The organism is Micromonospora sp. NPDC049801, from assembly GCF_040656575.1.
Taxonomy (GTDB): domain Bacteria; phylum Actinomycetota; class Actinomycetes; order Mycobacteriales; family Micromonosporaceae; genus Micromonospora.
In genome coordinates this window covers 83,895-105,921 of record NZ_JBFAMS010000009.1, presented here as the reverse complement: position 1 = coordinate 105,921, position 22,027 = coordinate 83,895, and the positions used below count along the sequence as shown (strand labels likewise).

15 protein-coding genes and 3 tRNA genes are annotated in these 22,027 nt (G+C 69.2%); 12 read left to right on the top strand and 6 right to left on the bottom strand.

The annotated features are described in order from the left end of the window. The first annotated feature begins 58 nt into the window (after nt 1–58). Together orn and AB0I89_RS18070 are read left to right on the top strand one after the other, a co-directional pair. Nucleotides 59–649, top strand: coding sequence for an oligoribonuclease (orn, locus tag AB0I89_RS18075; protein ID WP_308195323.1), 591 nt, complete (start codon nt 59–61; stop codon nt 647–649). 108 nt (nt 650–757) lie between these two features. Beyond that, a tRNA-His gene (locus AB0I89_RS18070) sits at nt 758–833 on the top strand. 145 nt (nt 834–978) lie between these two features. On the opposite strand, the gene AB0I89_RS18065 is transcribed toward AB0I89_RS18070, so the two are convergent. Both AB0I89_RS18065 and AB0I89_RS18060 read right to left on the bottom strand, forming a co-directional pair. Continuing rightward, nucleotides 979–2,259, bottom strand: a complete 1,281-nt coding sequence (locus AB0I89_RS18065) for an Ig-like domain-containing protein (RefSeq protein WP_357127581.1) — start codon at nt 2,257–2,259, stop codon at nt 979–981. 252 nt (nt 2,260–2,511) lie between these two features. Then, nucleotides 2,512–3,783 (bottom strand): Ig-like domain-containing protein, encoded by a 1,272-nt coding sequence (locus tag AB0I89_RS18060; RefSeq protein ID WP_357127578.1) that lies wholly within the window; start codon nt 3,781–3,783, stop codon nt 2,512–2,514. A 188-nt stretch (nt 3,784–3,971) separates the two neighbouring features. On the opposite strand from AB0I89_RS18060, the gene AB0I89_RS18055 reads away from it, so the two are divergent. After that, nucleotides 3,972–4,047 (top strand) — tRNA-Lys (locus AB0I89_RS18055). A 155-nt stretch (nt 4,048–4,202) separates the two neighbouring features. Then, a complete protein-coding gene (locus AB0I89_RS18050; RefSeq protein WP_357127575.1) occupies nt 4,203–4,499 on the top strand; it encodes a DUF4326 domain-containing protein in 297 nt (98 codons plus the stop codon). Here AB0I89_RS18050 and AB0I89_RS18045 read toward each other — a convergent pair. Continuing rightward, entirely contained in the window at nt 4,489–5,358 is an 870-nt protein-coding gene (locus tag AB0I89_RS18045; RefSeq protein ID WP_357127572.1) for a hypothetical protein, read from the bottom strand. The genes AB0I89_RS18050 and AB0I89_RS18045 overlap by 11 nt on opposite strands. A 172-nt stretch (nt 5,359–5,530) precedes the next feature. On the opposite strand from AB0I89_RS18045, the gene AB0I89_RS18040 reads away from it, so the two are divergent. Both AB0I89_RS18040 and AB0I89_RS18035 read left to right on the top strand, forming a co-directional pair. Then, nucleotides 5,531–6,061, top strand: coding sequence for a helix-turn-helix domain-containing protein (locus AB0I89_RS18040; protein ID WP_355052089.1), 531 nt, complete (start codon nt 5,531–5,533; stop codon nt 6,059–6,061). Nucleotides 6,062–6,065: 4 nt separating this feature from the next. After that, a complete protein-coding gene (locus tag AB0I89_RS18035) occupies nt 6,066–6,725 on the top strand; it encodes a PIN domain-containing protein (protein WP_357127569.1) in 660 nt (219 codons plus the stop codon). Nucleotides 6,726–6,750: 25 nt separating this feature from the next. Here AB0I89_RS18035 and AB0I89_RS18030 read toward each other — a convergent pair whose 3' ends face one another. Beyond that, entirely contained in the window at nt 6,751–7,956 is a 1,206-nt protein-coding gene (locus tag AB0I89_RS18030; RefSeq protein ID WP_357127566.1) for a DUF418 domain-containing protein, read from the bottom strand. Between the two features lie 167 nt (nt 7,957–8,123). On the opposite strand from AB0I89_RS18030, the gene AB0I89_RS18025 reads away from it, so the two are divergent. Together AB0I89_RS18025 and AB0I89_RS18020 are read left to right on the top strand one after the other, a co-directional pair. Further along, a complete protein-coding gene (locus AB0I89_RS18025; RefSeq protein WP_357127563.1) occupies nt 8,124–11,189 on the top strand; it encodes a VWD domain-containing protein in 3,066 nt (1,021 codons plus the stop codon). Between the two features lie 119 nt (nt 11,190–11,308). Beyond that, nucleotides 11,309–11,866 (top strand): hypothetical protein, encoded by a 558-nt coding sequence (locus AB0I89_RS18020; RefSeq protein WP_357127560.1) that lies wholly within the window; start codon nt 11,309–11,311, stop codon nt 11,864–11,866. Nucleotides 11,867–11,931: 65 nt separating this feature from the next. Here AB0I89_RS18020 and AB0I89_RS18015 read toward each other — a convergent pair whose 3' ends face one another. Further along, complete coding sequence (locus AB0I89_RS18015) at nt 11,932–13,590, bottom strand: Na+/H+ antiporter (RefSeq protein ID WP_357128026.1); 1,659 nt, start codon at nt 13,588–13,590, stop codon at nt 11,932–11,934. Nucleotides 13,591–13,889: 299 nt separating this feature from the next. On the opposite strand from AB0I89_RS18015, the gene AB0I89_RS18010 reads away from it, so the two are divergent. Beyond that, on the top strand, nt 13,890–16,874 hold the full coding sequence (locus tag AB0I89_RS18010) for a glycoside hydrolase family 3 C-terminal domain-containing protein (protein WP_357127557.1): 2,985 nt from the start codon (nt 13,890–13,892) through the stop codon (nt 16,872–16,874). 325 nt (nt 16,875–17,199) lie between these two features. Next, nucleotides 17,200–19,890, top strand: coding sequence for an RICIN domain-containing protein (locus AB0I89_RS18005; protein WP_357127554.1), 2,691 nt, complete (start codon nt 17,200–17,202; stop codon nt 19,888–19,890). Between the two features lie 210 nt (nt 19,891–20,100). On the opposite strand, the gene AB0I89_RS18000 is transcribed toward AB0I89_RS18005, so the two are convergent. Further along, nucleotides 20,101–21,291, bottom strand: coding sequence for a DUF1996 domain-containing protein (locus AB0I89_RS18000; protein ID WP_357127551.1), 1,191 nt, complete (start codon nt 21,289–21,291; stop codon nt 20,101–20,103). 154 nt (nt 21,292–21,445) lie between these two features. On the opposite strand from AB0I89_RS18000, the gene AB0I89_RS17995 reads away from it, so the two are divergent. Together AB0I89_RS17995 and AB0I89_RS17990 are read left to right on the top strand one after the other, a co-directional pair. Next, on the top strand, nt 21,446–21,742 hold the full coding sequence (locus tag AB0I89_RS17995; protein ID WP_357127548.1) for a DUF6582 domain-containing protein: 297 nt from the start codon (nt 21,446–21,448) through the stop codon (nt 21,740–21,742). 67 nt (nt 21,743–21,809) lie between these two features. Continuing rightward, nucleotides 21,810–21,885: transfer RNA gene (locus AB0I89_RS17990), tRNA-Lys, on the top strand. Nucleotides 21,886–22,027: the final 142 nt, after the last annotated feature.

Here is a 22,027-nt window from a genome sequence, read left to right as displayed (position 1 = left end):
GGTCCACCCCCTGAAGAGCGCGCAGCAGCGGGGCGTGGGCTGCGCGTAGGCTGTCCCGGTGGCTGACCTCCTCGTCTGGATCGACTGTGAGATGACCGGGTTGGACCTCGGCAGTGACAAGCTGATCGAGGTCGCGGCACTGGTCACCGACCCCGACCTCAACGTGCTCGGTGATGGTGTCGACGTGGTGATCCACGCCGACGAGGCGGCGCTGGAGGCGATGCCGGAGATCGTCCAGACGATGCACGCCAAGTCGGGCCTCACCGAGGAGGTCCGTCGATCGGCGGTCACCCTGGCCGAGGCCGAGGACCGGGTGCTGGAGTACGTGAGCACCTTCGTGAAGGACCCGCGTACCGCGCCGCTGTGCGGCAACTCGATCGCCACCGACCGCGGCTTCATCGCCCGGGACATGCCCCGCCTCGACGCGCACCTGCACTACCGCATGATCGACGTGTCGTCGATCAAGGAACTCTGCCGCCGCTGGTACCCCCGCGTGTACTTCGGCCAGCCGCAGAAGGGCCTGGCGCACCGGGCGCTCGCCGACATCCGCGAGAGCATCCGCGAGCTGGAGTACTACCGGCGCACCATCTTCGTGCCGCTGCCCGGCCCGGACGTCGAGACCGCCAAGGGCATCGCCGCCGAGCTCTGATCCGGCGCCGCTCGGCCGGCGGGGAACCCGCTGGACGCCGTGCGCGGTGGTGGGGCTATTATTGGTCCGCACGACGCCCGGGGCGACAGACCGAGTGTCGGAGGCGTGGTGGCTGTAGCTCAGTTGGCAGAGCACCGGGTTGTGGTCCCGGTTGTCGTGGGTTCAATTCCCATCAGTCACCCCAATAGTCAGGCCCCCTCCTCGGAGGGGGCCTGAGCTGTTTGTGCGGGCCGCGCGCCTGGCTGATCCACTCCAGGTCGCCGATCTGCGGGTATCCAGCCGCCCGGACACCCCGACATCGCCGACCTGGAGTGGATCAGCCTCTCGGCTCAGCTCGTCGGCGTCGGCGACGGGGTGCCGGCGGCGTCCGGGGCCGCCGGGGCGTCCGGGTCATACGGCAGGGCACTGCCCTTGACGTACTCGTCCCAGCTCATGTTCCAGTCCGTCCAGCCGTTGCCGTTCTGGAGCTTGCGTTCGGTCCCCTTGACGGTGATCGGGTCACCGACCTCGGTGTTCTTGAACAGCCAGTCGCCGTTCGCCATCGACACGTTCACGCACCCGTGCGAGACGTTGACGCTGCCCTGCTGACCCTCGGACCAGGGGGCCGCGTGGATGAACTCGCCGCCCCAGGTGAGGCGCTGCGCGAAGTCAATCTTGGTGCGGTAGCCGTCCTCGGGGCCCAGCTCCTCGAACGTGTCGAAGACCGTCTTGCGCAGCTTCTCGATCACGATCATGGTGCCGCTGGACGAGGGGGTGCTCTTCTTGCCCAGGCTGACCGGGATCGTCTTGATCACCTTGCCGTCGCGGGTCACCGTCATCCGCTTGGTCTTGTTGTCGACCGTCATGATCAGCTTGGGGCCGATCTTGATGTCGACCGACAGGTCCGCGCGGCCGTAGTAGCCGTCGCCCATCGGCAGGCCACCCGCCTGGACGCGGTACGAGACCTTGCTGTTCGTCTTCCAGAACTCCTTCGGCCGGTACCGGACCTCGGTCGGGCTGACCCAGTGCCAGATGCCCGGCTGGGCCGGCGTCGAGGTCACCGTCATGCGGCGCTGCACGTCGTCGCGGTAATCCTCCGGGATGTCCCGGCTGAACTTCACGATCAGCGGCATCCCGACACCGACCTGCTGGTTGTCGCCGAGGAAGCTGCTCACCCGGACCTGCTTGTCGGGCTTGGCCATCGTGGTGAAGGTGCTGGTCGCGGTGGCCGGCCGACCGTCGTCGCCGGTGGCCGTGACCGTGGCGGTGTAGCTGGTGCCGTACGCCAGGGCTTCGCTCGGCAACCACGACTTGCCGTCCGCCGCGAGGGTCCCCTTGACCGCCTTGCCGGCCGCGTCCTTGAGCTCGACGGCGGTCTCCTGGGCGTCCTTCGTGGTGAAGGTGATGCCGGTGGAGGCGGGGACGTCCTTGGCATCGGCCGCCGGTTCGGCGATGGTCGCCGACGCCTTGGGCGCGGGTGTCTCGGCCCCGCCCTGCCACGAGGACGGCTTGCCGCCGCCGTCGCCGTCGGTGCAGCCGGCGGTGAAGGCCAACGCCACGGCGAGGAGCCCCGCCGCGAGCACGCGGCGTCGTCCGCGGGGCCGGATCAGCTGGTCCTGGCTAGCTCGCATGATGTCCTCACAGTCGTGGTCGCTGACCCATCGTCTCCTAAAGACGTGTCAGAACCGGTCCTGGTTGCCGAGGGTGGGCAGGAACACGCCGCGCACGATGTCGGATTTTTGTTACTATCCGGCGTTTCGTGATTGAGGTTCGTCTTCCTGCCGAAGCCGAAGGGTCGCCGCCGCCGTCGTCACGGCGCGGGCAGTGCAAGGGTACGCGCCGGCCCGTGCCATCGGCAGGGCCGGCGCGACGACGCCGGACGCTCAGAGCGCCGGGCCGGACCCACCCTTGGGTACCGGCAGCGCGCTGCCCTTGATGAACTCCGACCAGCTCAGACTCCACGCCGTCCAGCCGTTGCCGGCGGCGATCTTGCGCTCGGTGCCCTTGATGGTGATCGGGTCACCGATCCGGGTCTTCTCGAACAGCCACCTGGCGTTGGCCGTCGACACGTTCACGCAGCCGTGCGAGACGTTCTGCCGTCCCTGCACGTGCTCCGACCAGGGTGCGGCGTGGATGTACTCGCCGCCCCAGGTGAGCCGCTGGGCGAACTGGATGTCGGTGACGTAGCGGTTGGCCGGATCGGGATCGTCACGGGTGTCGAAGACCGTGGCTTCCTTCTTCTCCATCACGACCATCGTGCCGCTGGACGACGGGGTGCTCTTCTTGCCCAGGCTCACCGGGATGGTGCGCGTCAGCGCGCCGTTCTCGTACACCGACATCTTCTTCGTGGCGTTGTCGACCTTCATCACCAACGACCGGCCGATCTTGGCGGTCGCCTTGCGGTCGATGTCGCCGTACCTGCCGTTGCTCAGCGGCACCCCGGCCAACGCGATCCGGACGCTGATGGTGGTGCCCGGCTTCCAGTACTCCGGCGCCCGGTAGTACGCCTGCGTGCCGTTGTCGACCCAGTGCCAGGCGCCCGGCTGCGGCGGGTCGGTCTTGACGAACATCCGCTTCTGCACCGCCGCCCGGTCCTTCTTGGGGATGCCCGGGTGGAACTCGGTCACCACCGGCATCGCGACGCCGTAGCTCTTGTCGTCGAAGAGGTACAGGCCGGACCCGATGGTCGACTTCGGCTTGGCCATCGTGGTGAAGGAGCTGGTGCCCTGGCTGCTCGTGCCGTCCGGCGTGCTCGCCGTCACCGTGGCCGTGTACTTCGTACCCCACTTCAGGGGCGCGGACGGCACCCAGGCCGAGCCGTCGGCGCGGAGCTTGCCCTCCACGGTCGCGCCGCCGGCCGCGGTCAGGGTGACCGCGGACACCTTCCCGCCGCTCGGCAGCTTGGCGCTGATCTCCGTACTCACGGGCTTGTTCTTCGTGCCGTCGGCCGGGCTCAGCGTCAGCGCCGGCCCACTGGGCGCGCTGGGCTCGCCGCTCGTCGACGGGGCGGCCGAGTCGGGTGCGGTACCCGCATCCGCCGACGTCCCGCCGACGAATTCCGGTTTCTTCTGCTCGTCGCCGCACCCGGTCAGTGCCAGCGACGCCGCCAGAGTCAGAGCGCCCACCACCGCCCCGGCTCGCGTGAACCGTGCCATCCCCACCTCTGTTCTCGCGTACCTGGCGGACATCGTGCCGTATCAGTGGCCCGACCTACGCCCCCGTCCCAGGCCCGATGGATGGTTTGTGGCTGTATGCCCGTTAAGCTCGACCGAAGGGGGGAGTCGGGTAACCGGATTGGAGCCCGCCTTGGCGGGGTGCTAATGTTCTCTCCGTTGCCGAACGAGCGCCGCTAGCTCAACTGGCAGAGCAGCGGACTCTTAATCCGCGGGTTCGGGGTTCGAGTCCCTGGCGGCGCACCAAACGAGCAAGGCCCTGACCGGGTTGATTTACCGGGTCGGGGCCTTTTTCGCGTGCGACGGGCGGTGGGCACGGGTCGAAAAGTCGAAGGACCGGAGCGACCGACTTTCCTCGAGCATTCTCGCGAGGGCCGGGTGTTGACGATTACGGTGGTGGCGTGGGGGGACGTCGGCGGGTTCGCGTGCGGGGAGACCTCTACCACCCGGTTGTGCCGCCTGGCGCCGTGTACGTCGGACGGCAGGGGTTCGGGTTGCGACGTTCTCCGTGGGCCAATCCGTTCAGCCTGCGGCAGCATGATCGGGCGGAGGCGTTACGCCTCTATCGGCAATGGCTTGTGGGGCAGCCTGCTCTTGTTGATCGAGCGCGGCGGGAACTCACGGGGAAGCAGTTGGCGTGCTGGTGCCGCACTGAGGACCCGTGCCATGCCGACGTGCTGGCCGAACTCATCGGTTGACGTGCGATCGGTGTCGAGCTGCGGGCCGTCTCGGTGCGTAGACACCGCCGATGCTGAAGGATTGCGGTCGTGCCGCCTGGTTGCCTACGTAGAAGGCGACGTCGCGGTCAGCCCCGCAGAGTTGGGTGAGGAACTTGTCTCTCAGCTGCTCCGCAGCCTCCGCGTCGGTGAGTCGGTCCAGCCTGCGTTGTAGGGCGACGAACTCCCAGTCCCAGAGGGTCTGCTGGTGGCCGCGGCAATGGCGGTCCGCGCAACGGTAGCGGTACGCACCAGTGAAGCGTGGTGCTTGAAGTGCGCTGCGCTTGGTCGGTTCCAGCAGATCGAGCTGGTTGAGGTAGCCCTCGATCTTCTTGCGGTCCTCCGCTGACCAGCCGGGATGTCGCTTGACCTGTAGAGCTGAGATGTCAACCGCGCGAATCAACGCGATCGATCGTCCGCTCGGATCCTCACGGATCTGCTTGTTGAGCCGGCACATGGAGTCTTCGACGAGTGGATCGAGGAGACTCCGACGCGATTGCCGACTGGCAAGATGCCGCTCGGTCGTGATCGTGTCCACGATCGGCTTCCAGCTCTCGCGCCGCTGGTCTTGCCTGGCTGGCAGCGCCTCAACGTGGATGACGTCGTACTTGTGGAACTTGCTGTCGTCGTCGAGATCCCGGTAGTGCACGGGATAGAGGCGGATCCACCCCGTCCAGGGCGGGTCCAGGCCCAGTGCCCCGACGCAAACCGTCTCCCCGTACCGGGCGGAGGGGTTGGGGGCCGCCTTCACTGTGATCAGGAGGCGAAGTCTTGCTGGTCGTGCCAGGACTGGCTTTGGCTCGTCGTCGGTGCTCGGTCCCCACAACGGAAGCTGTTCCATCGAAACCACCTACATCGCTAGATGTAGCTACAGGAACGCACTGAGTTACATAGACAGTCTCATGTTCGGCGGATCTGGCGCTAGTCCATCGCGGGTTGCCCTCGGCCTGTCTCATCCGTTTCGTGGACGAAAGAAACGAAGGTGGTTACGATGATTTCGACTAGGAGGCGTCATGACTGCGGCTGCACTGAAGGAAGAGACGTACCTGCCAGAAGCTGATGGGCAGGTTGCCCAGGTCCACGACTTCATCCAGGCCCACGAGCGGACGGGACGGGGGCCGGTCGCACCACGTTACTTCCTGGCCGGAGCCACCCCAGGTGACCGCGTCGAGCTTCCAGCCGAGGTCTACGGGGTGCTTCGCCAGGTTGTCGAGGCGCTCCAGCAGGGGTTTGCGGTGACTGTGGCTCCGCGGACGCTGAAGCTGACAACCCAGCAAGCCGCCGACCTGCTCGGAGTCAGTCGACCGACGGTCGTCAAGTTGCTTGACGAGGGCAAGGTTCCGTTTGAGCGATTGGGGACTCACCGACGCATCCTTCTCCCCGACCTGCTTGCGTACCGGGCGCAGCGCAGGGCTGACCAGTACGCCGCGCTTGAAGCAACCTCAGTGGACATTGATGACGAGGAAGACCTCGACGCGTTGACGCGGCGACTGCGCGAAACGCGTCGCGCAGTCGCACGACGCCGCAAGGGCCTGACAGAATAGGCCAGTGTTCACGGCCCTTCTCGACACCTGTGTTCTCTGGCCAGACCTGCAACGCGACTTTCTTCTATCCCTTGCGATCGAGGGCTTGTATCGGCCTGTGTGGAATTCGGTCGTGCTCGAGGAGTTGGAATACGAGCAGAGAGCAAAGTTGATCGAGCGAGGGCATGAAGCTGACGAGGCCGCCAAGCGAGCACAGCACCTCATCGAGCAGATCAGACAGCATTTCGACGATGCGGAGGTCGGTGGGTGGGAGGGTCTGGAAGGTACCTACGGCCTGCCCGACCCCGACGATGAGCATCTCGTTGCTGCCGCGGTTGTCGCCAACGCCGGCGCTGTCATTACGCTTAACGTGCGAGACCTGCCTCCGGGTAAGTTGCCTCGCGGGTTGCAGGTGCTCTCGCCCAAAGAGTTCGCAGCCAATACCGTCTCCCTTGATCCGGTTAGAGCCTGCGCTGCCGTGGCTGCCATAGCCAAACGCTCCGGCAGACTGGGTCGGGTTCAGGCCGAAGAGGACATCTTGGAAATTCTCGACCGCCGCTACGGGATGACGTCTGCGGTCGAGATGATGCGACAGGCGGCGGTCGATCTGCTGGTGCCGCCTCCGCAACCTCGGGTCGGCGAGCCGGCGACGCGCTTTGACGCCCGCGGATCGGCTGCGAAGTGACCAAGCAAGGCGCGAGTACCGTCCGTCATACGTGGTCGGCGACTCGCAACCGTGGCCACTGCTGCTCGGTCCAGGCCCGCAACAGCCACTCCGCCGGCCCGTACCGGAACCGTGCCATCCACGCCGCGCTGGCTGCGACCTGCACGCCATAGATCGCGACCGCGACGAGGAGCACGACCGGGGGTGCGACGGCACCGGCGAGGCCCAGGCCGACGCCGGTGAAGACCAGTACGCAGAGCACCGACTGACCCAGGTAGTTGGACAGGGACATCCGTCCGGCCGGCGCGAGCACGGTCACGATCCGTCGTCCCCGGTCGGTCGCGAAGAACTCCAGGAGCGTGGCGGCGTACGCGGCCGCGAGCAGCGGCGCGGTCAGGACGCCCACCGTCACTCCGGTCAGGTTGCCGGTGCCTCCACCCGAGGCGAAGACCACGGCGCCGGCCAGGCCGACCGGATAGCCCACGCGCTGTACCCGGCGTAGGAGCTGCCGGTTCCCGGCGATGTCGGTGAGGAGCCGGCGACGCCCCGCCGCGTACCCGAAGAGGAACGCCGAGAGGGCGAGCGGCCCCTGCACGAGGAGCGTGCCGACCATCGCCGGCAGTTGGCGTACGTGCTCGGCGATCACCGATCCGAGCCCGCCCTGTAGCGCCTCGGTGGACCGCTGCCCCGCGGCGAGCGCCGCCGCCGGGTCGGTGACCAGTTCGGTTCCGCCGACGGCCGCGAGCGCGAGGACGAAACCGATCCCGGCGGTCAGCAGTACGGCTGCGCGCAGCGCGGTTCCGACCGCGACTCGTCGCATGGCGAGCAGCACCAGGCCGAGAAGCGCGTACGTGGTCAGGATGTCGCCCTGGAACAGCAGCACCGCGTGCAGGACGCCGAGGACGAAGAGCCCGGCCAACCGTCGCCGGAACCGGGGGACGATGTCGACGCCGCGCCGGGCAGCGGAGTCGAGCTGGAGGGTGAAGCTGTAGCCGAACAGGAAGGCGAAGAGCAGATACGCCTTCATCGCGAACAGCAGCTCGACCGACCACAGTGCCGCCTGGTCACCCCATGAGTCGTGGGCGGGATCGGGAACCAGGTGGAAGGGGTAGCCGGAGGCGAAGAAGGCGATGTTGACGAGCAGGATGAGCAGCAGTGCCACGGCGCGCAGGGCGTCGACGTCGGCGATCCGGGAGGACGTCCCGGGCAGCTCGGCGAGCACGACTGGCGGGTCTTTGCTGGAGAATTTCACGACTACCCCCGTAAGCGACAGAGAACCTGTTCGCAGGCTATGAAGCGGCCGGTCCAGGTGACAGCCGGTGAGCGGGACTGTCGCCGGTGGGGCAGGCCCTACCTCCACGGCGACCGGTCCCCGACAGAGCGCGGGAATCCCGTCGCCGCGCCCCTACAGTCCCCACCATGAGGTGGACGCTTCGATCGGCTACCGGACTCGCCGTACTCGTGACGGCCCTGGTGGCCGGGGCGGCGAGCGCCGCCGCGGCGCCCGACGGCGACGGCCTCGGCCTGACCCTGCGGCCCGAGCAGGCGGACTACCGCGCCGGTGACCAGGTCCGCCTGGACCTCACCGTCACGAACTCCACCGGGTCGGCGTGCGCGCTGCCCACCACGGCCGTCGGCACCGTCCAGATAACCGGGGTACGCCGGGACGGGCGCGATCTCACGCCCACGCTCGCCCGCAGCTTCCACGACGACGGGATCGCCGCGGCGGCCACCGCCGGTCTGACCACTGTCGAGCCCGCGGCGACGGCGACCGTGACGCTCACCGGGATCCGGCTGGGTGACGCTCCCGGCGAGGTCGTGCTCCGCTCGGTGGCGGCCACCGGGGACGGCGGCGGTCTCGACTCGCTCTGGCCGGTCGGCGCTCCCGGCCGGTACGAGGTGACGGCCGGCTACGTGCCACTGCCGGTCACCGGCGCGGTCGACCCCTGCACGGGCGCGACGGCCCTGCGGAGCACCACGTTCACGGTCGGCGACGGCGGTGCGTCCGGTCGCCGCTGGCTCTGGCCGGCGGCCGGCGTACTGCTGCTGGTGCTGCTCCTGGCCGCGCTGGTGATCCTGCTGAGGGTACGCCGCCGGCCGACCGCCGCCACCGTGGTCCTGCTGCTGGTGGCCGTCGGTGCGCTGGTCGGCGGCGGGGCCCGCCCGGCGCGGGCCGACTACTCGGTCGACCCGACCTCCGGTGTGCCGATCAAGGGCGTCGACTTCCAGGCCGCCGTGGACGGCTGTCTGAGCGGGTTCGCCGCGCCGGGCGGGGACCCGTCCGGCATCCTGCCCCGGCTGAAGGACAAGAAGAGCCCGAAGGTGCGGATCATCCCCACCCCGGGCGGCTCCGGCGCGTTCGAGACGCCGGACAGCCCCGACGGCAAGGGCTCGTCCACCGTCACCTGGAATCCGACCTCCACCGACCCGTACGAGGACGGCGTGGCCCGCGATCCGTGCGCCGCGCTCTACCACGAGCTGAACCACGCCGACGACATCTCCCGCGACGCGGTGCCACCGGGCGAGTGCGGAAGCACGGGCATTCCCACCGCCGAGGTGCGGGCGACGTTGGCGGAGAACCGTTACCGGGCGGCGAAGGGCCTGCCGCCGCGCAAGGACTACAAGGGCAAGCCGCTGCCGAAGAGCCTGGACGAGTGCAAGAAGCCGCCGAAGAAGACGCCCCCGCCAAAGGGGCCGGTGAAGATGTGTGAGGACGGCGCCGACTGCGGCGGCAGCAACGGCGACCCGCACCTGGTCACGTTCGACCGGGTCGCCTACGACTTCCAGGCCGTCGGCGAGTTCACCCTGGTCGCCGCGACCGAAGGTGACCCGCTGGAGGTCCAGGTCCGGCAGTCGCCGATGACGGGCTCCCGGTCCGCCTCGGTCAACTCGGCGGTCGCGTTCCGGATCGGCGTCCACCGCGTCGCGCTCACCCTCACCGACGGCGCCACCCGGGTGCACGTCGACGGCACGCCGGTCGCCGCGCCACCGGAGCGGACCGACCTGGCCGGCGGCAACCTCACCCGCCGCCCGTCCGACACCGGCGAGACCGACGGGTACGACGTGACGTGGCCGGACGGCTCGGCGGCGGCGGTGGACCAGATCGGCCGTTACGGCTACCGGGTGCTCGTCCGGCTCGCCGACGGCCGGGCCGGGAAGGTACGCGGCCTGCTCGGCGACTTCGACGGCGACCCGGCCGACGACATCGCCCCCGCCGGCAGCGCGGCCCTCGCCCAGCCCGTGCCGTTCGCCACGCTCTACCCGTCGTACGCGGACAGTTGGCGGCTCACCCAGGACCGCTCGCTGTTCCCGTACGGCGACGGCGAGGACACCGGCACGTTCACCGACCGGACCTTCCCCGAGCGGGAGGTGACCGTCGCCGACCTCGACCCGGCCCGGCGTGCCGCCGCCGAACGGATCTGCCGGTGGGCCGGCGTCACTGCGGCGGGCCCGCTCGCTGACTGCGTCTTCGACGTCGCCGTCAGCGGGCGTGGTGAGTTCGCCGTCGCCGGGGCCACCACCGAACGGATCGCCCCGCCGATCGCCCCGCCGATCAGCGCCGTGCCGATCGCCACGGCCAGCCTCACCCCGGGCGGCGAGCCGCTGACGTTCAACGGGCGCACCGGGGACGCCGTCTTCGTCGACGTCACCGCGCCGGGGATGGCCGACCGCTGCTCGCCGTACGTGCTCACCGACCCGACCGACCGGCTGCTCGGAGCCGGCTGCGCCATCGGCGGCGTCGGGTACATCGACCGCGTCGACCTCACCACCACCGGCACGTACGCCGTGCGGGTCACCGCCGCCGCCGGCGACACCGGACGAGCCGCCGTCCGGGTGTACGTGGCCCGGGACGTCGACGGCACGCTGCAGGCGAACGGCCCGGAGGTCACCGCGACCCTGGAGCAGCCCGGCGCGTGGGCCCGGTACCGGTTCGCCGGGCAGCAGGGCGAGCGCGTCTTCGTCGAGGCGCCCACGAGCACACTGCCCAACCAGTGCACCCCGCTGGAACTGCGCGACACCGAAGACCGGCTGCTGAGCAGCGGCTGCGTGATCAACGGCGTTGGCGAGATCGACGGCACGCTGTTGCCCGCCGACGGGACGTACACGGTGGTGGTCGATCCGACCGGACGCACCACCGGCACGACCACACTGCGGCTGGTCAGCAGCCGCGACCGGGCGGCGACGATCACCGTTGGCGGTCCGCCGGTCGTCGCCACCGTGGACCGGCCGGGGGCGGTGACGAGCTACCGGTTCACCGCCGCCGCCGGGACGTCGGTGAGTCTGACCGCGACCGCCTCCGACCTGCCCGACCAGTGCGGTGTGCTGGAGCTACGCGCCCCCGACGGCAGCCCGATCACCAGCGGATGTGTGATCAATGGGGCTGGTGACATCGACCGGACGACGCTGCCGGCCGCCGGCACGTACACGGTGGTGGTGGACCCGTCCGGGGTCGCGACCGGGCAGGTCACGCTGGCGCTGCGGTGATCGGTGGCGGCTGGGCGACACGAGACGCCGGGCGGCGCGCTGCTGAGCAGCCACCGATCGACCCTCGGGCGGCCCGGGTCTAGGTTCTTCCCGGTTGGTATCGACGACGGGGGTACGGGGTGGGCGACGAGAAGCTCGACGATGCGGGCGTCAGGGACGGGTTCGACCTGCTGGTCACCCCCGACGTCCGGTACACGCGGTTGCGGCGACGGGATCTGCGGCGGATGAGTCTGCTGTTCGTCATCTCGGGGCTGCTGTTGTCGATCACGAGTCTCGGTACGTTCTCGGCCGATGGTGGCTGGCTCCTCGCCGGGCTGTTCGGCCTCCCGTTCGGGGTGGTCTGGTTCGTCGTGGGGCTGATCAACGGCTCGGCGTACCTGCGAGGCCACGCCGAGTTGAGCGCGCCGGTGCGGTACGTGTTCACCGCGGAGGCCATCGAGTGGCACGCCGCCCATGCGACGTTGCGGTTGCCGTGGACGGCGATCAGGCACGCCGTTCGGATGCGGGAGGCGTACCGTCTGGACTGCGCAGACCAGCAGCCCCGCTACCTGTGCCGGACAACACTGACGCCGGCTGAGGACGCGCGGCTGACGGCGTACCTCGATGAGCGGTTGGCCGCGCGGCTGGCCACCGAGGCGTCCGTGCGGCCGATGCCACCGGTCGGTGCCGGCTCGTAGTCGGGCCGGCCGGGCGAGGTCCGGATCCGTCGGTCGACCACCGGTGCGCCCCCATCGGTGCGAACCTACTGCCGCTTGGGGAGCAGCAACTCCTCGTGGTCGAGTTCCCGCTCCAGGACCCGCAGCTCCTCGTCCGGGAGCCGCCCGGAGTCACGCCAGCGCACCAACTCCTCGCGCTGCGCGTCGAGCGCGGTACGGCGGACCCGCAGCGCCGTCTCGTACTGCGGTGACGTGGGGATCTCCGACGATCCACTCTGTTCGAGCAGGTCGAGCCGGCCGCGGTAACGCGCGAGGCGGGCCAGCAACTGGGTACGCGTGGTGTTGACGGCCACCGCGCTGTCCGGTTCGGCGGCGGCGACCTCGTCGAGACGGGCCAGAGCCGCCTCGACCGCCGCGGAGCGGGCCTCGTTGCGTACCCGGGCCTGGTCGGTTTCGTTGGCGCGCAGGCCGAGCATCCGCACGAGCGGTGCGAAGGTCAGACCCTGACCGACGAGCGTCACGAGCACGACCACGAAGGTGCAGAACAGCAGCAGGTCGCGGTCGGGAAAGGGTGACCCGTCGTCGGTGGTCAGCGGCAGGGTGAAGATCGCGGCCAGGCTGATGACGCCGCGCGTGCCGGACCAGCTCAGCGCCACCACCTCGCGGGAGGTGAGTCGGCGGGCGTTGCGGTCGGCCCGCGCGACCTGTCGGGCGGTGTTCGGCTCGTCGGCGTCGTCCTGCTCGGAGATGCCGCCGAGGCGGGTGTGCAGGGACCGGGGGAGCGACTGGGTCAGCACCAGCCACCCGGGACGCAGGAGCAGCACCACACCCACGGAAACCGCGACGGCGATGACGATCGTCGACGTGTCGTACTGGCGCAGTCCCTTGACGACCTCGGGGAGCTGCTGGCCGATCAGCAGGAAGACGAAGCCTTCGAGGAGGAAGTCGACGAGCCGCCACACCGCGCTGGTCTGGAGCCGGGCGGCCCCGGACCCGACCTGGGGCGTCTGGTGGCCGACGATCAGCCCGGCGATCACCACGGCGAGTACGCCGGAGACGTGCAACGCCTCGCCCAGCAGGTAGGCCACGAACGGTGTCGCGAGCGAGATCGCGTTGGACAGCAGCGGGTCCGCGGTGAGCGGGCGGGCCAGTCGTTTCGCCCAGGCGACGGCGACGCCGACGGCGACCCCGCCGACCGCCGCCAGCACGAACTGGGCCACGGCGGCGGGGAACGAGAACGTGCCACCGACGGCGGCGGCCACCGCGACGCTGAGCATCGTCAGCGCTGTCGCGTCGTTGAGCAGCCCCTCGCCCTGGATGATCGTGACCATCTTCGGCGGCAGGTTGACCCGGCGGCCCACCGCGAGGGCGGCCACCGGGTCGGGCGGGGCGATGGCGGCGCCGACCGCGATGCCGGCGGCCAGGGTCGCGCCCGCGACGAACAGGTGGAACCCGAGGCCGACGAGCAGCCCGGTGAGGAGCACCAGCATCACCGAGAGGCTGACCACGATGCGCAGGTTCCGGCGGATGTCCAGCAGTGAGGAGTCCAACGCCGCGCTGTAGAGCAGCGGCGGCAGCACGACCATGAGCACCAGCTCCGGGTCGAGGCCGATGTTGGGGCCGGGTAGCAGCGCGTACACGATCCCGATGAGCGGCAGCAGCGCGGCCGCCGGCAGGCCGGTACGGGACGCCACCCACCGGACGGCGACGATGACCGCCACGGCGGCGAGCACGAACAGCACCATCGAATGGGCGCTCACCTGGTGACGTCCCCCCGGATCGGCGCGTGGGTCTCGGGGTCGACCCTACCCGGCACCGGACCGTACGGAATCGTCGTGGACTCGGCGCGCGAGCGTCCGGCCTTGCCCATCAATTGGTGCGCTTCTATAGTTGCGCGATCACCACATTCATGGCCGTGGTTACGCGGCCGGGTCGTCGAAGCGCTTCGACGATTCGTCGTTCAGGCCCGTCAGCCGGGTGTCGAGCCTGGCCACGCCGGTCTTGGCGCTGAATCGCGCCTGTCGTACGACATGAGGAGAATCGCATGCGGAAGTGGCGCCTTCGGCGCGGAATCACCGCGCTCGCGCTCGCCCTGCTCGCCCTGCCGACCGTCCCCGGCGCGGCACACGCCGACCCCACCTACCCGTTCCGTGACCCCAGCCTGCCCGTCCAGGTCCGGGTCGACGACCTGCTCGGCCGGCTCACGCTGGACGAGAAGATCTCCTGGCTGCACCAGTACCAGCCGGCCGTTCCCCGGTTGGGCATCGGCCTGTTCAAGACCGGCACCGAGGCGCTGCACGGCGTCGCCTGGTCGACCGACATCGACAACAACGGCGCGGTGGTCAAGGCCCGCGGCACGTCCTTCCCGCAGCCGGTGGGCATGGCGAGCACCTGGAACCCCGACCTGATCCAGCGGGTCGGGTCGGCCGTGGGCGACGAGGCGCGCGGCTACCACGCGCAGAACCCGCGGGTCTGGGGTCTCAACCTCTGGGCGCCGGTGGTCAACCTGCTCCGCGACCCGCGCTGGGGTCGCAACGAGGAGGGCTACTCCGAGGACCCGCTGCTCACCGCGAAGATCTCCACCGCGTACGGCTCGGGGATGACCGGGGGCGACCCGGACCACCTCAAGAGCGCGCCGACCCTCAAGCACTACCTGGCCTACAACAACGAGGTCCGGCGCGACGTCACCTCGTCGAACGTCCCGCCGCGGGTGCTCAACGAGTACGACCGGGCCGCCTTCAAGCCGGCCATCGCGGCCGACGCGGCGACCGGCGTGATGGCCTCGTACAACCTGGTCAACGGCCGCCCGGCGACCGTGGATCCGGACCTGGCGACGGTGGTACGGAGCTGGACCGACCAGCCCCTGATGAACGTCACGGACGCCTGGGCGCCGAACAACCTCGTCGCCTCGCAGGGCTACTACCCGACCCAGGCGCAGGGGAACGCCGCGATCGTCAAGGCCGGCCTCAACAGCTTCATCACCGACGACACCAACGCCCAGCCGACCGTCAGCGCCATCAAGCAGGCCCTCGCCGACGGCCTGCTCACCGAGGCGGACATCGACGCCCGGATCGCCGAGATCCTGAACCTGCGCTTTCGCCTCGGTGAGTTCGACCCGGGCGGCGGCCGGTACGGCGGCATCACCCCGGACGTCATCAACAGCCCGGAACACCAACGGCTGGCCCGTCAGGCCGCCGGCGAGGCGATGGTGCTGCTCAAGAACTCGCGGCAGGCGCTGCCGCTGAACCCGGCCCGGACCCGCAAGGTGGCCGTGCTCGGTCCACTCGCCGACACCCTCTACACCGACTGGTACGGCGCCGACCTGCCGTACCAGGTGACCGCGCTGGACGGCATCCGCGAGCGGTTGGGCAGTTCGGCGAGCGTCGACGGGCTCGACGGGGCGGACCGGATCGCCCTGAAGGACCCGTCCACCGGCCGGTACGTGACGGCCACCGGCACCACCGACGCGGACCCGGTCGCCGCCACCGGCACCGACGCGTCGCTCGCGGCCCAGTTCGACAGCGTCGACTGGGGACAGAACGTGGTGACCCTGCGCAACGCCGCGAACGGCCGTTACCTCGGCTACAACTGGGGGCCGTTCGTCACCCGGGACGAGCAGCCGAACGGTTGGTACGTCCAGCAGCAGTTCACGCTGGAGCCGCAGGCCGACGGGACGGTCGCGTTGCGCTACGCCGGCTACGAGACGACGGAGAGCTGGTTCGGCGTCAACACGTACGTCACGGTCGGCGACGACGGCGCGCTCAAGCTCGGGGCGTCCAGCGCGGCGGAGGCGACCCACTTCCAGCGTGAGGTGATCAGTAGCGGGGTCGACCGTGCCGTCGCGGCGGCGAAGGCGGCCGACACCGCCGTCCTGGTCGTCGGCAGCAACCCGTTCATCAACGGGCGCGAGGCCCACGACCGCACCTCGATGGCGTTGAGCGCGGGCCAGGAGGCGCTGGTCAAGGCCGTGACGAAGGCCAATCCGCGAACGGTGCTGGTGTTGCAGACCAGCTACCCGGTCACGATCGGGTGGGAGCAGGAGCACGTGCCGGCGATCGTGTGGACCACCCACGCGGGCGCGGAGACGGGTCACGCCGTTGCCGATGTCCTGTTCGGTGACCGCAACCCGTCCGGCAAGCTCACCCAGACCTGGTACCGCTCGGACCGGCAACTACCGCCGGACCTGCTGGAGTACGACGTCATCTCGTCCGGGCAGACCTACCTCTACAGCACCGCCAAGCCGCTCTACCCGTTCGGCCACGGGCTGTCGTACACCGGGTTCCGGTACGGCCAGCTCCGCGCGGACGACCGTTCGGTCGCGGCGGACGGCACCATCACGGCCCGCGTCGACGTGACCAACACCGGTAGCCGGGCCGGCTCCGAGGTCGTCCAGCTCTACAGCCACCAACGCACCTCGCGGGTGAAGACGCCGATCCGGGCGCTCAGGTCGTTCCAGCGGGTCGACCTCGCCCCCGGGCAGACCCGCACCGTCACGCTGCGGGTGCGCGCCGCCGACCTCGCGAACTGGGACGTCACCCGGAGTCGGTGGGTGGTCGAGTCGTCCGCGTACGACCTGATGGTCGGCGCGAGCGCCACCGATGTCCGGGCCCGCACGGCGGTCACGGTCCGCGGTGAGACGATCCCGGCCCGGGACCTGACCCGGACGACCCGCGCCGAGAATTTCGACGGGTACGCGGGGGTCCGGCTCGTCGACGAGACGAAGGTACGCGGTACGGCCGTGGGCGCCACCGCAGCCGGTCAGTGGATCTCCTTCGGGAAGTCCGCTCTGCGCCCGGGCGGCCACACCTTCACGGCTCGGGTCGCCAAGGCCACGGCGGGCACCGGCACGATCCAGGTTCGGCTGGGTTCGCCCACCGGCCGACTGCTCGGTACGGCCACCGTGCCGAGCACCGGCGACGACTACCGGTACGTCAGCGTCAGTGCCGAGGTTGCCCGGGTTGCCGGGACCCACGACGTCTACCTGGTGTTCGACTCTCCACTGCGGCTGGCGGACTTCTCGCTGCGCTGATCCGGACGGCTCGGGCCGGGGTGCTGGTGTCCCTCGGCCCGAGCCGATTCCGAATTCATCGGATGATCGACGATCAAGCATTGTGCTGCTCGTCTGCTTTGCGCTTTTGACAGGCATTTAGACATAGATGGGACCCAATCTCGTATTGCATTCGTCACACGTCTGACATACGCTCCGCCCAAGACTTCGTAGCGATTGGCAAAAGAGTGTGGTCGGGCCGCACCACGCGCCCCCCGCCGATCCTTGGTGGCGTCGCTGTTCCCTGCTTGTCGCTCGATGCACGTCCCAGGCACCAACGTCGACGACAAGTGAGAGAGGACAGCACGTGAGACCAGCCGCATCCACCACCCGCACGGCACTGCTCGCGGCGGCGCTCGTCGCCGCCACGCTGCCGGCCGTGGTGATCAGTCAATCGCCCGCCTCGGCCGCGGTTCAGGAGACGTACTACGTCGCCCCGGACGGTAACGACTCCAACGCAGGCACGCAGGCGTCACCGTTCAAGACGGTGCAACGCGCGCGGGACGTCGTCCGTACTGTTAACGCGAACATGTCCGGCGACATCAACGTCTACCTGCGTGGCGGCAGATACCCGGTCACCAGCACCGTCGAGTTCGGCGCCAGCGACTCCGGCACCAACGGGTACCGGATCAGCTACGCCGCCTATCCCGGCGAGACCCCCATCCTCGACGGCGGCGTCCCGGTCACCGGCTGGACCCAGCACAGCGGCAACATCTGGAAGGCGCCGCTGGATCGCAGCACCAAGCTGCGCACGCTGTACGTCAACGACAAGCGGGCGCAGATGGCGACCAAGACCGTCAGCTCGGGCGGGTGCTACGGGACGTACAACGTCACCGCCGGTCAGGCGTCCTGGGCGTGGGAGTCGGGCTCCCAGTGCGACGGCGCGAAGTACAGCCAGAACGACTTCCCCGCCATCCCCCGCAACCAGGACGACATCGAGATCGAGACGGGCACGACCTGGACCACCGCCATCGTCGGGGTCCGCCAGGTGACCACCGACGGCTCGAACCGGGTCGCCCTGTTCCAGCAGCCGGGCGCGGCCATCGCGCAGGGCGCGTTCAACGGCAACGCCCAGGTCGGCGGCAGCCACAAACTCATGAACGCGTACGAGTTCCTGGACGCCCCCGGTGAGTTCTACTTCGACAAGGGCACCAAGACGGTCTACTACTACAAGGCCAGCTCCGAGGACATGACGAACGCGTCGGTGTACGCGCCGAACAACGTCACCACCGTGCTGCGGGTCGCCGGCACCTCGACCACCAGCCACGCGCGCAACATCACGTTCTCCGGCCTGACCGTGCAGCACTCCGACTGGAACCTGTTCAACGTCGCCGGCTCGTCCTTCAAGCAGGCGCAGCAGGGCAACCTCGGCGCGCAGGCGTACGCGAAGGGCAACTTCCACGTCTACTACTACCGCAACGTGGACGTCACGCCCGGCATCGTCCAGGTGCAGAACGCCGACGGGATCCTCCTGCAACGCAACCGGGTCCAGCACACCGGCGCCGACGGCATCAGCATGGTCAACGACGTGCAGAACTCGCAGTTGATCGGGAACTACACGAACGACGTCGCCGGCTCCGCCATCGACGTCGGCCATCCGCAGCACGTCTACATCGGAGACGGCACGTCGAGCAACCGGGAGAAGTACCTCCCGCAGGTCGAGGGGTTGCCGAAGAACATCGAGATCAAGAACAACTACCTGTACGACAGCGCGGTCCTGTTCAACGGGCACAGCCCCATCTCGGCGTACTTCGTCGACACCCTGACGATCCAGCGCAACCGGATCGAGAAGGCCCCCTGGTCGGGCATCACGATGGGCTGGGGCTGGTGGAACTTCGACGGGTCATCGGGCTCGATCGCGCCCAACCGGCCGACCACGACGGCGCGGAACAACACCATCAGCTACAACCACATCATCGACACGGTCCAGCGCCTCAGTGACACGGCGCCCATCTACACGCTGGGCAGCCAGCCCGGGACCACGATCACCAACAACTATTTCCAGGGTGTGCCCTCGGGCCACAAGTACGGACTCCACCCCGACGAGGGCTCGGCGTACATCACCTTCCGGGACAACGTCCTGAGCATCGACAAGAACGTCACCTGGATGATCAACTCCGACGACTTCGGTCGGAAGCACGATCTGAGCATCACGCAGATCTACGGCCCGATCAACAAGGTGTCGAACAAGAACCTGCCGAACAGCACGGTCGCCGACATCCTCGTCTCCTCCGACTACGTCTGGCCGGCGGCGGCGTACGGCATCGCGGCCAGCTCCGGTCTTGAGGACGCCTACCGGGACATCATCCCGGCCAGCAGGTTCTCGGTGTCCAACTACGTGCTGCCGGCCAGCACGTACGTCACCAGCGCCACGGCGACGATCCCGATCCGGAGCACCGGCGACGCCGGCAAGTCGGTCTGGCTGGCCCCGTTGGGCACGACCACCTTCACGGCCGGGGCGACGATGACCCGGGCGGCCGGTAACGCCACGTCCATCGCCGTGCCGTCGACCCAGGGCGAGTACCGCCTCTACGTCGTCGACGCCCAGGGCAACCGGTCGGCGGAGTCGACCTCCCTCGTCCGGCAGCAGAGTGGCGGCGGCACCCAGCAGGGCGGCCAGCTCGTGGGCGGCCAGTCCGGCCGCTGCGTCGAGGTCCCCAACTCCTCGACCACCAACGGCACCCAGGCGCAGCTCTGGGACTGCGGCAGCGGCACCAACCAGCGGTGGACCGCCACGTCCAGCAAGCAGCTGATGGTGTACGGCAACAAGTGCCTGGACGCGTCCGGGGCGGGCACGGCCAACGGCACCCAGGTCATCATCTGGGACTGCCACGGCGGCGCGAACCAGCAGTGGAACATCAACAGCAACGGCACCATCACGAACGGCCAGTCCGGGCTCTGTCTCGATGCCAACGGCGCGGCCAGCGCCAACGGCACGAAGATCATCCTCTGGTCGTGCAACGGCGGCGCCAACCAGCAGTGGACGCTGCGTAGCTAAGGGCCTGTTTCATAAGAACTGGCCGGCCTGCGGCGGGCCCGGACGACGACCGGCGGCGTTGCGGTGTCGTCCGGATACAACACCGGTATCCGGACGAAACCGCGCCTTGCCGGATCGCCGCCCGGACTCCGCCTCGGCTCGACCGCCCTTATGAAACTGGCCCTAGGCGATCGTCAGTCGGGGCCGGGCCGTTCTCCGGTCCGGCCCCGACTACTTCTGGTAGCCGTAGTTGTCGCAGGTCCTGCGCCCCAGGACGCAGTTCTTGGTGCGCTTGTTCATGGTGTTGACGTCCCACACCACGAACGCGTCGCCGTGCATCGACGAGGCGCTCTTGCCCGCCTTGTCGGAGGAGAGGTAGTAGCCCGCCGGGGTGCCCTTGGCCGGGTACTGGATGTCGAAGGTGATCGCCGGGATCCGAACCGGGTGGCCGGGCGGGCAGGTACCGCCGCTGCCGTACGCCACATGGTCCTTGTGGTTGGGGCTGTCCAGGTGCTTGCCGTCCCAGCAGTCCGGGAACTGCAGCATGAAGTGCAGCGTGGCGGTCCCGCCGCAGATCGGCCAGTTGCCGTTGGTGCTGCGGGCGACGCCGTCGAGGTCGCCGGGACCGTAGAAGGCGCAGTAGAACTGGCCGGTCGCGCCGCGCGGTGTCGGCTGCTTCTTCTTGGCATCCCCGGAGATCATGCGCAGGCCGTTGGGCATGGGCATCTGGCCGGTCGAGTTCTTCGCGAGCGAGCGGTAGTAGACCCGGAAGCCGGTGGTCTCGACCGGCTTACCGGTCGCGTTGTCGTAGAGCGTGGGCACCCAGTACGCGGAGTGATCCTGGATCGGCTTGCAGGACGTGGCCGTGAACTTCGTCAGGTCTCCGGCGACGGTGTTCGCGTCGACGGCCTTGTTGCCGACGAAGGAGTGCATGTGTGAGGCGCCCGGGAGGCCGGGGGCGACGATCGGGTCGTCCGGCAGTCGGTGGCTGTACTGGCAGTCCGCCCGGAACTCCGGCAGGTCGCCGACACCGGCCGGGGCGGGGTCGATCTTCAACGCCTGGTACGCGTCGGCCTGCGCCTTCCAGGCCGCCCGGTCGATCGGAACCCAGCCGGTGGTGGGAACCTTCGGTGCGGCAGCGGCCGACGGCGTCGCGTCGGTCGACGGAGTCGCGGAGACCGAAGGTGTCGCCGGGGCCGACACCGCCGTTCCGGACGACTCCGGCTGCCCGGCCGACGGCGACGGGTACTCGGCGGCGTTGGCCGCGTTTGACGGCTCGGACTGCGCGGCGCCGTTGCCCAGGTACACGGCGCCGGCCGCGACGACGAGCACGACGGCCGCGCCCGCGGCGACGCTCAGTCTCTTGTGGGTGGCCCACCCCGGGGGACGATGACGGGACGGCGGCGGGCCTTCGTACGACACGGGTCACTCCCAACGAACACACGACAGGCTGACCCGAACGGTCACGGCCGCCGTATGGTAGGCATTCGCCGCGCGTGCCGGACAGGGTCTTTAAACACCCTTAATCAAGCCGGTCCGGGCGTACGTCTGGACGAAAAATGGGTAATGGTGGGCGATGAAGTCGACCTGGAAGCCCCACGAGAAGCACGGCGGCCTGACCGACAAGGACAAGCGCGAGCTGCCGGAGACCGTCTTCGCCTTCCCCGGCAAGCGCAAGGAGCCGATGACCGACGCCAGCCACGTCCACAACGCCATCGCCCGCTTCGACCAGGTGCAGGGCGTCACCGACGCGGACCGCGACCTGGCCTTCCAGAACATCCTCGCCGCCGCCAAGCACTACGGCGTGGACGTCGCCGAGACGAACTGGAAGCAACTCGGCAAACTGCCGCACACGCCCAACCCGGCGCACTGAACGCGGGCCGGGGAGGGGTTCCGAGGTCGGTTCGCGCACGTGTTAGCGTGCTCGTCGTTGTCAGCGAGCGCCGCTAGCTCAACTGGCAGAGCAGCGGACTCTTAATCCGCGGGTTCGGGGTTCGAGTCCCTGGCGGCGCACCAACGAGATAGGCCCTGACCTGGTGGTTCACACTGGGTCGGGGCCTTGTTCGTGTCCGGCCGTGGCGGGTGGTCAGGAGCATCGGGGGCGGTAACGGTGGGATGCGGCGGGCTGCTCTAGGACACCGCTCCGTGGCTGCTCCGC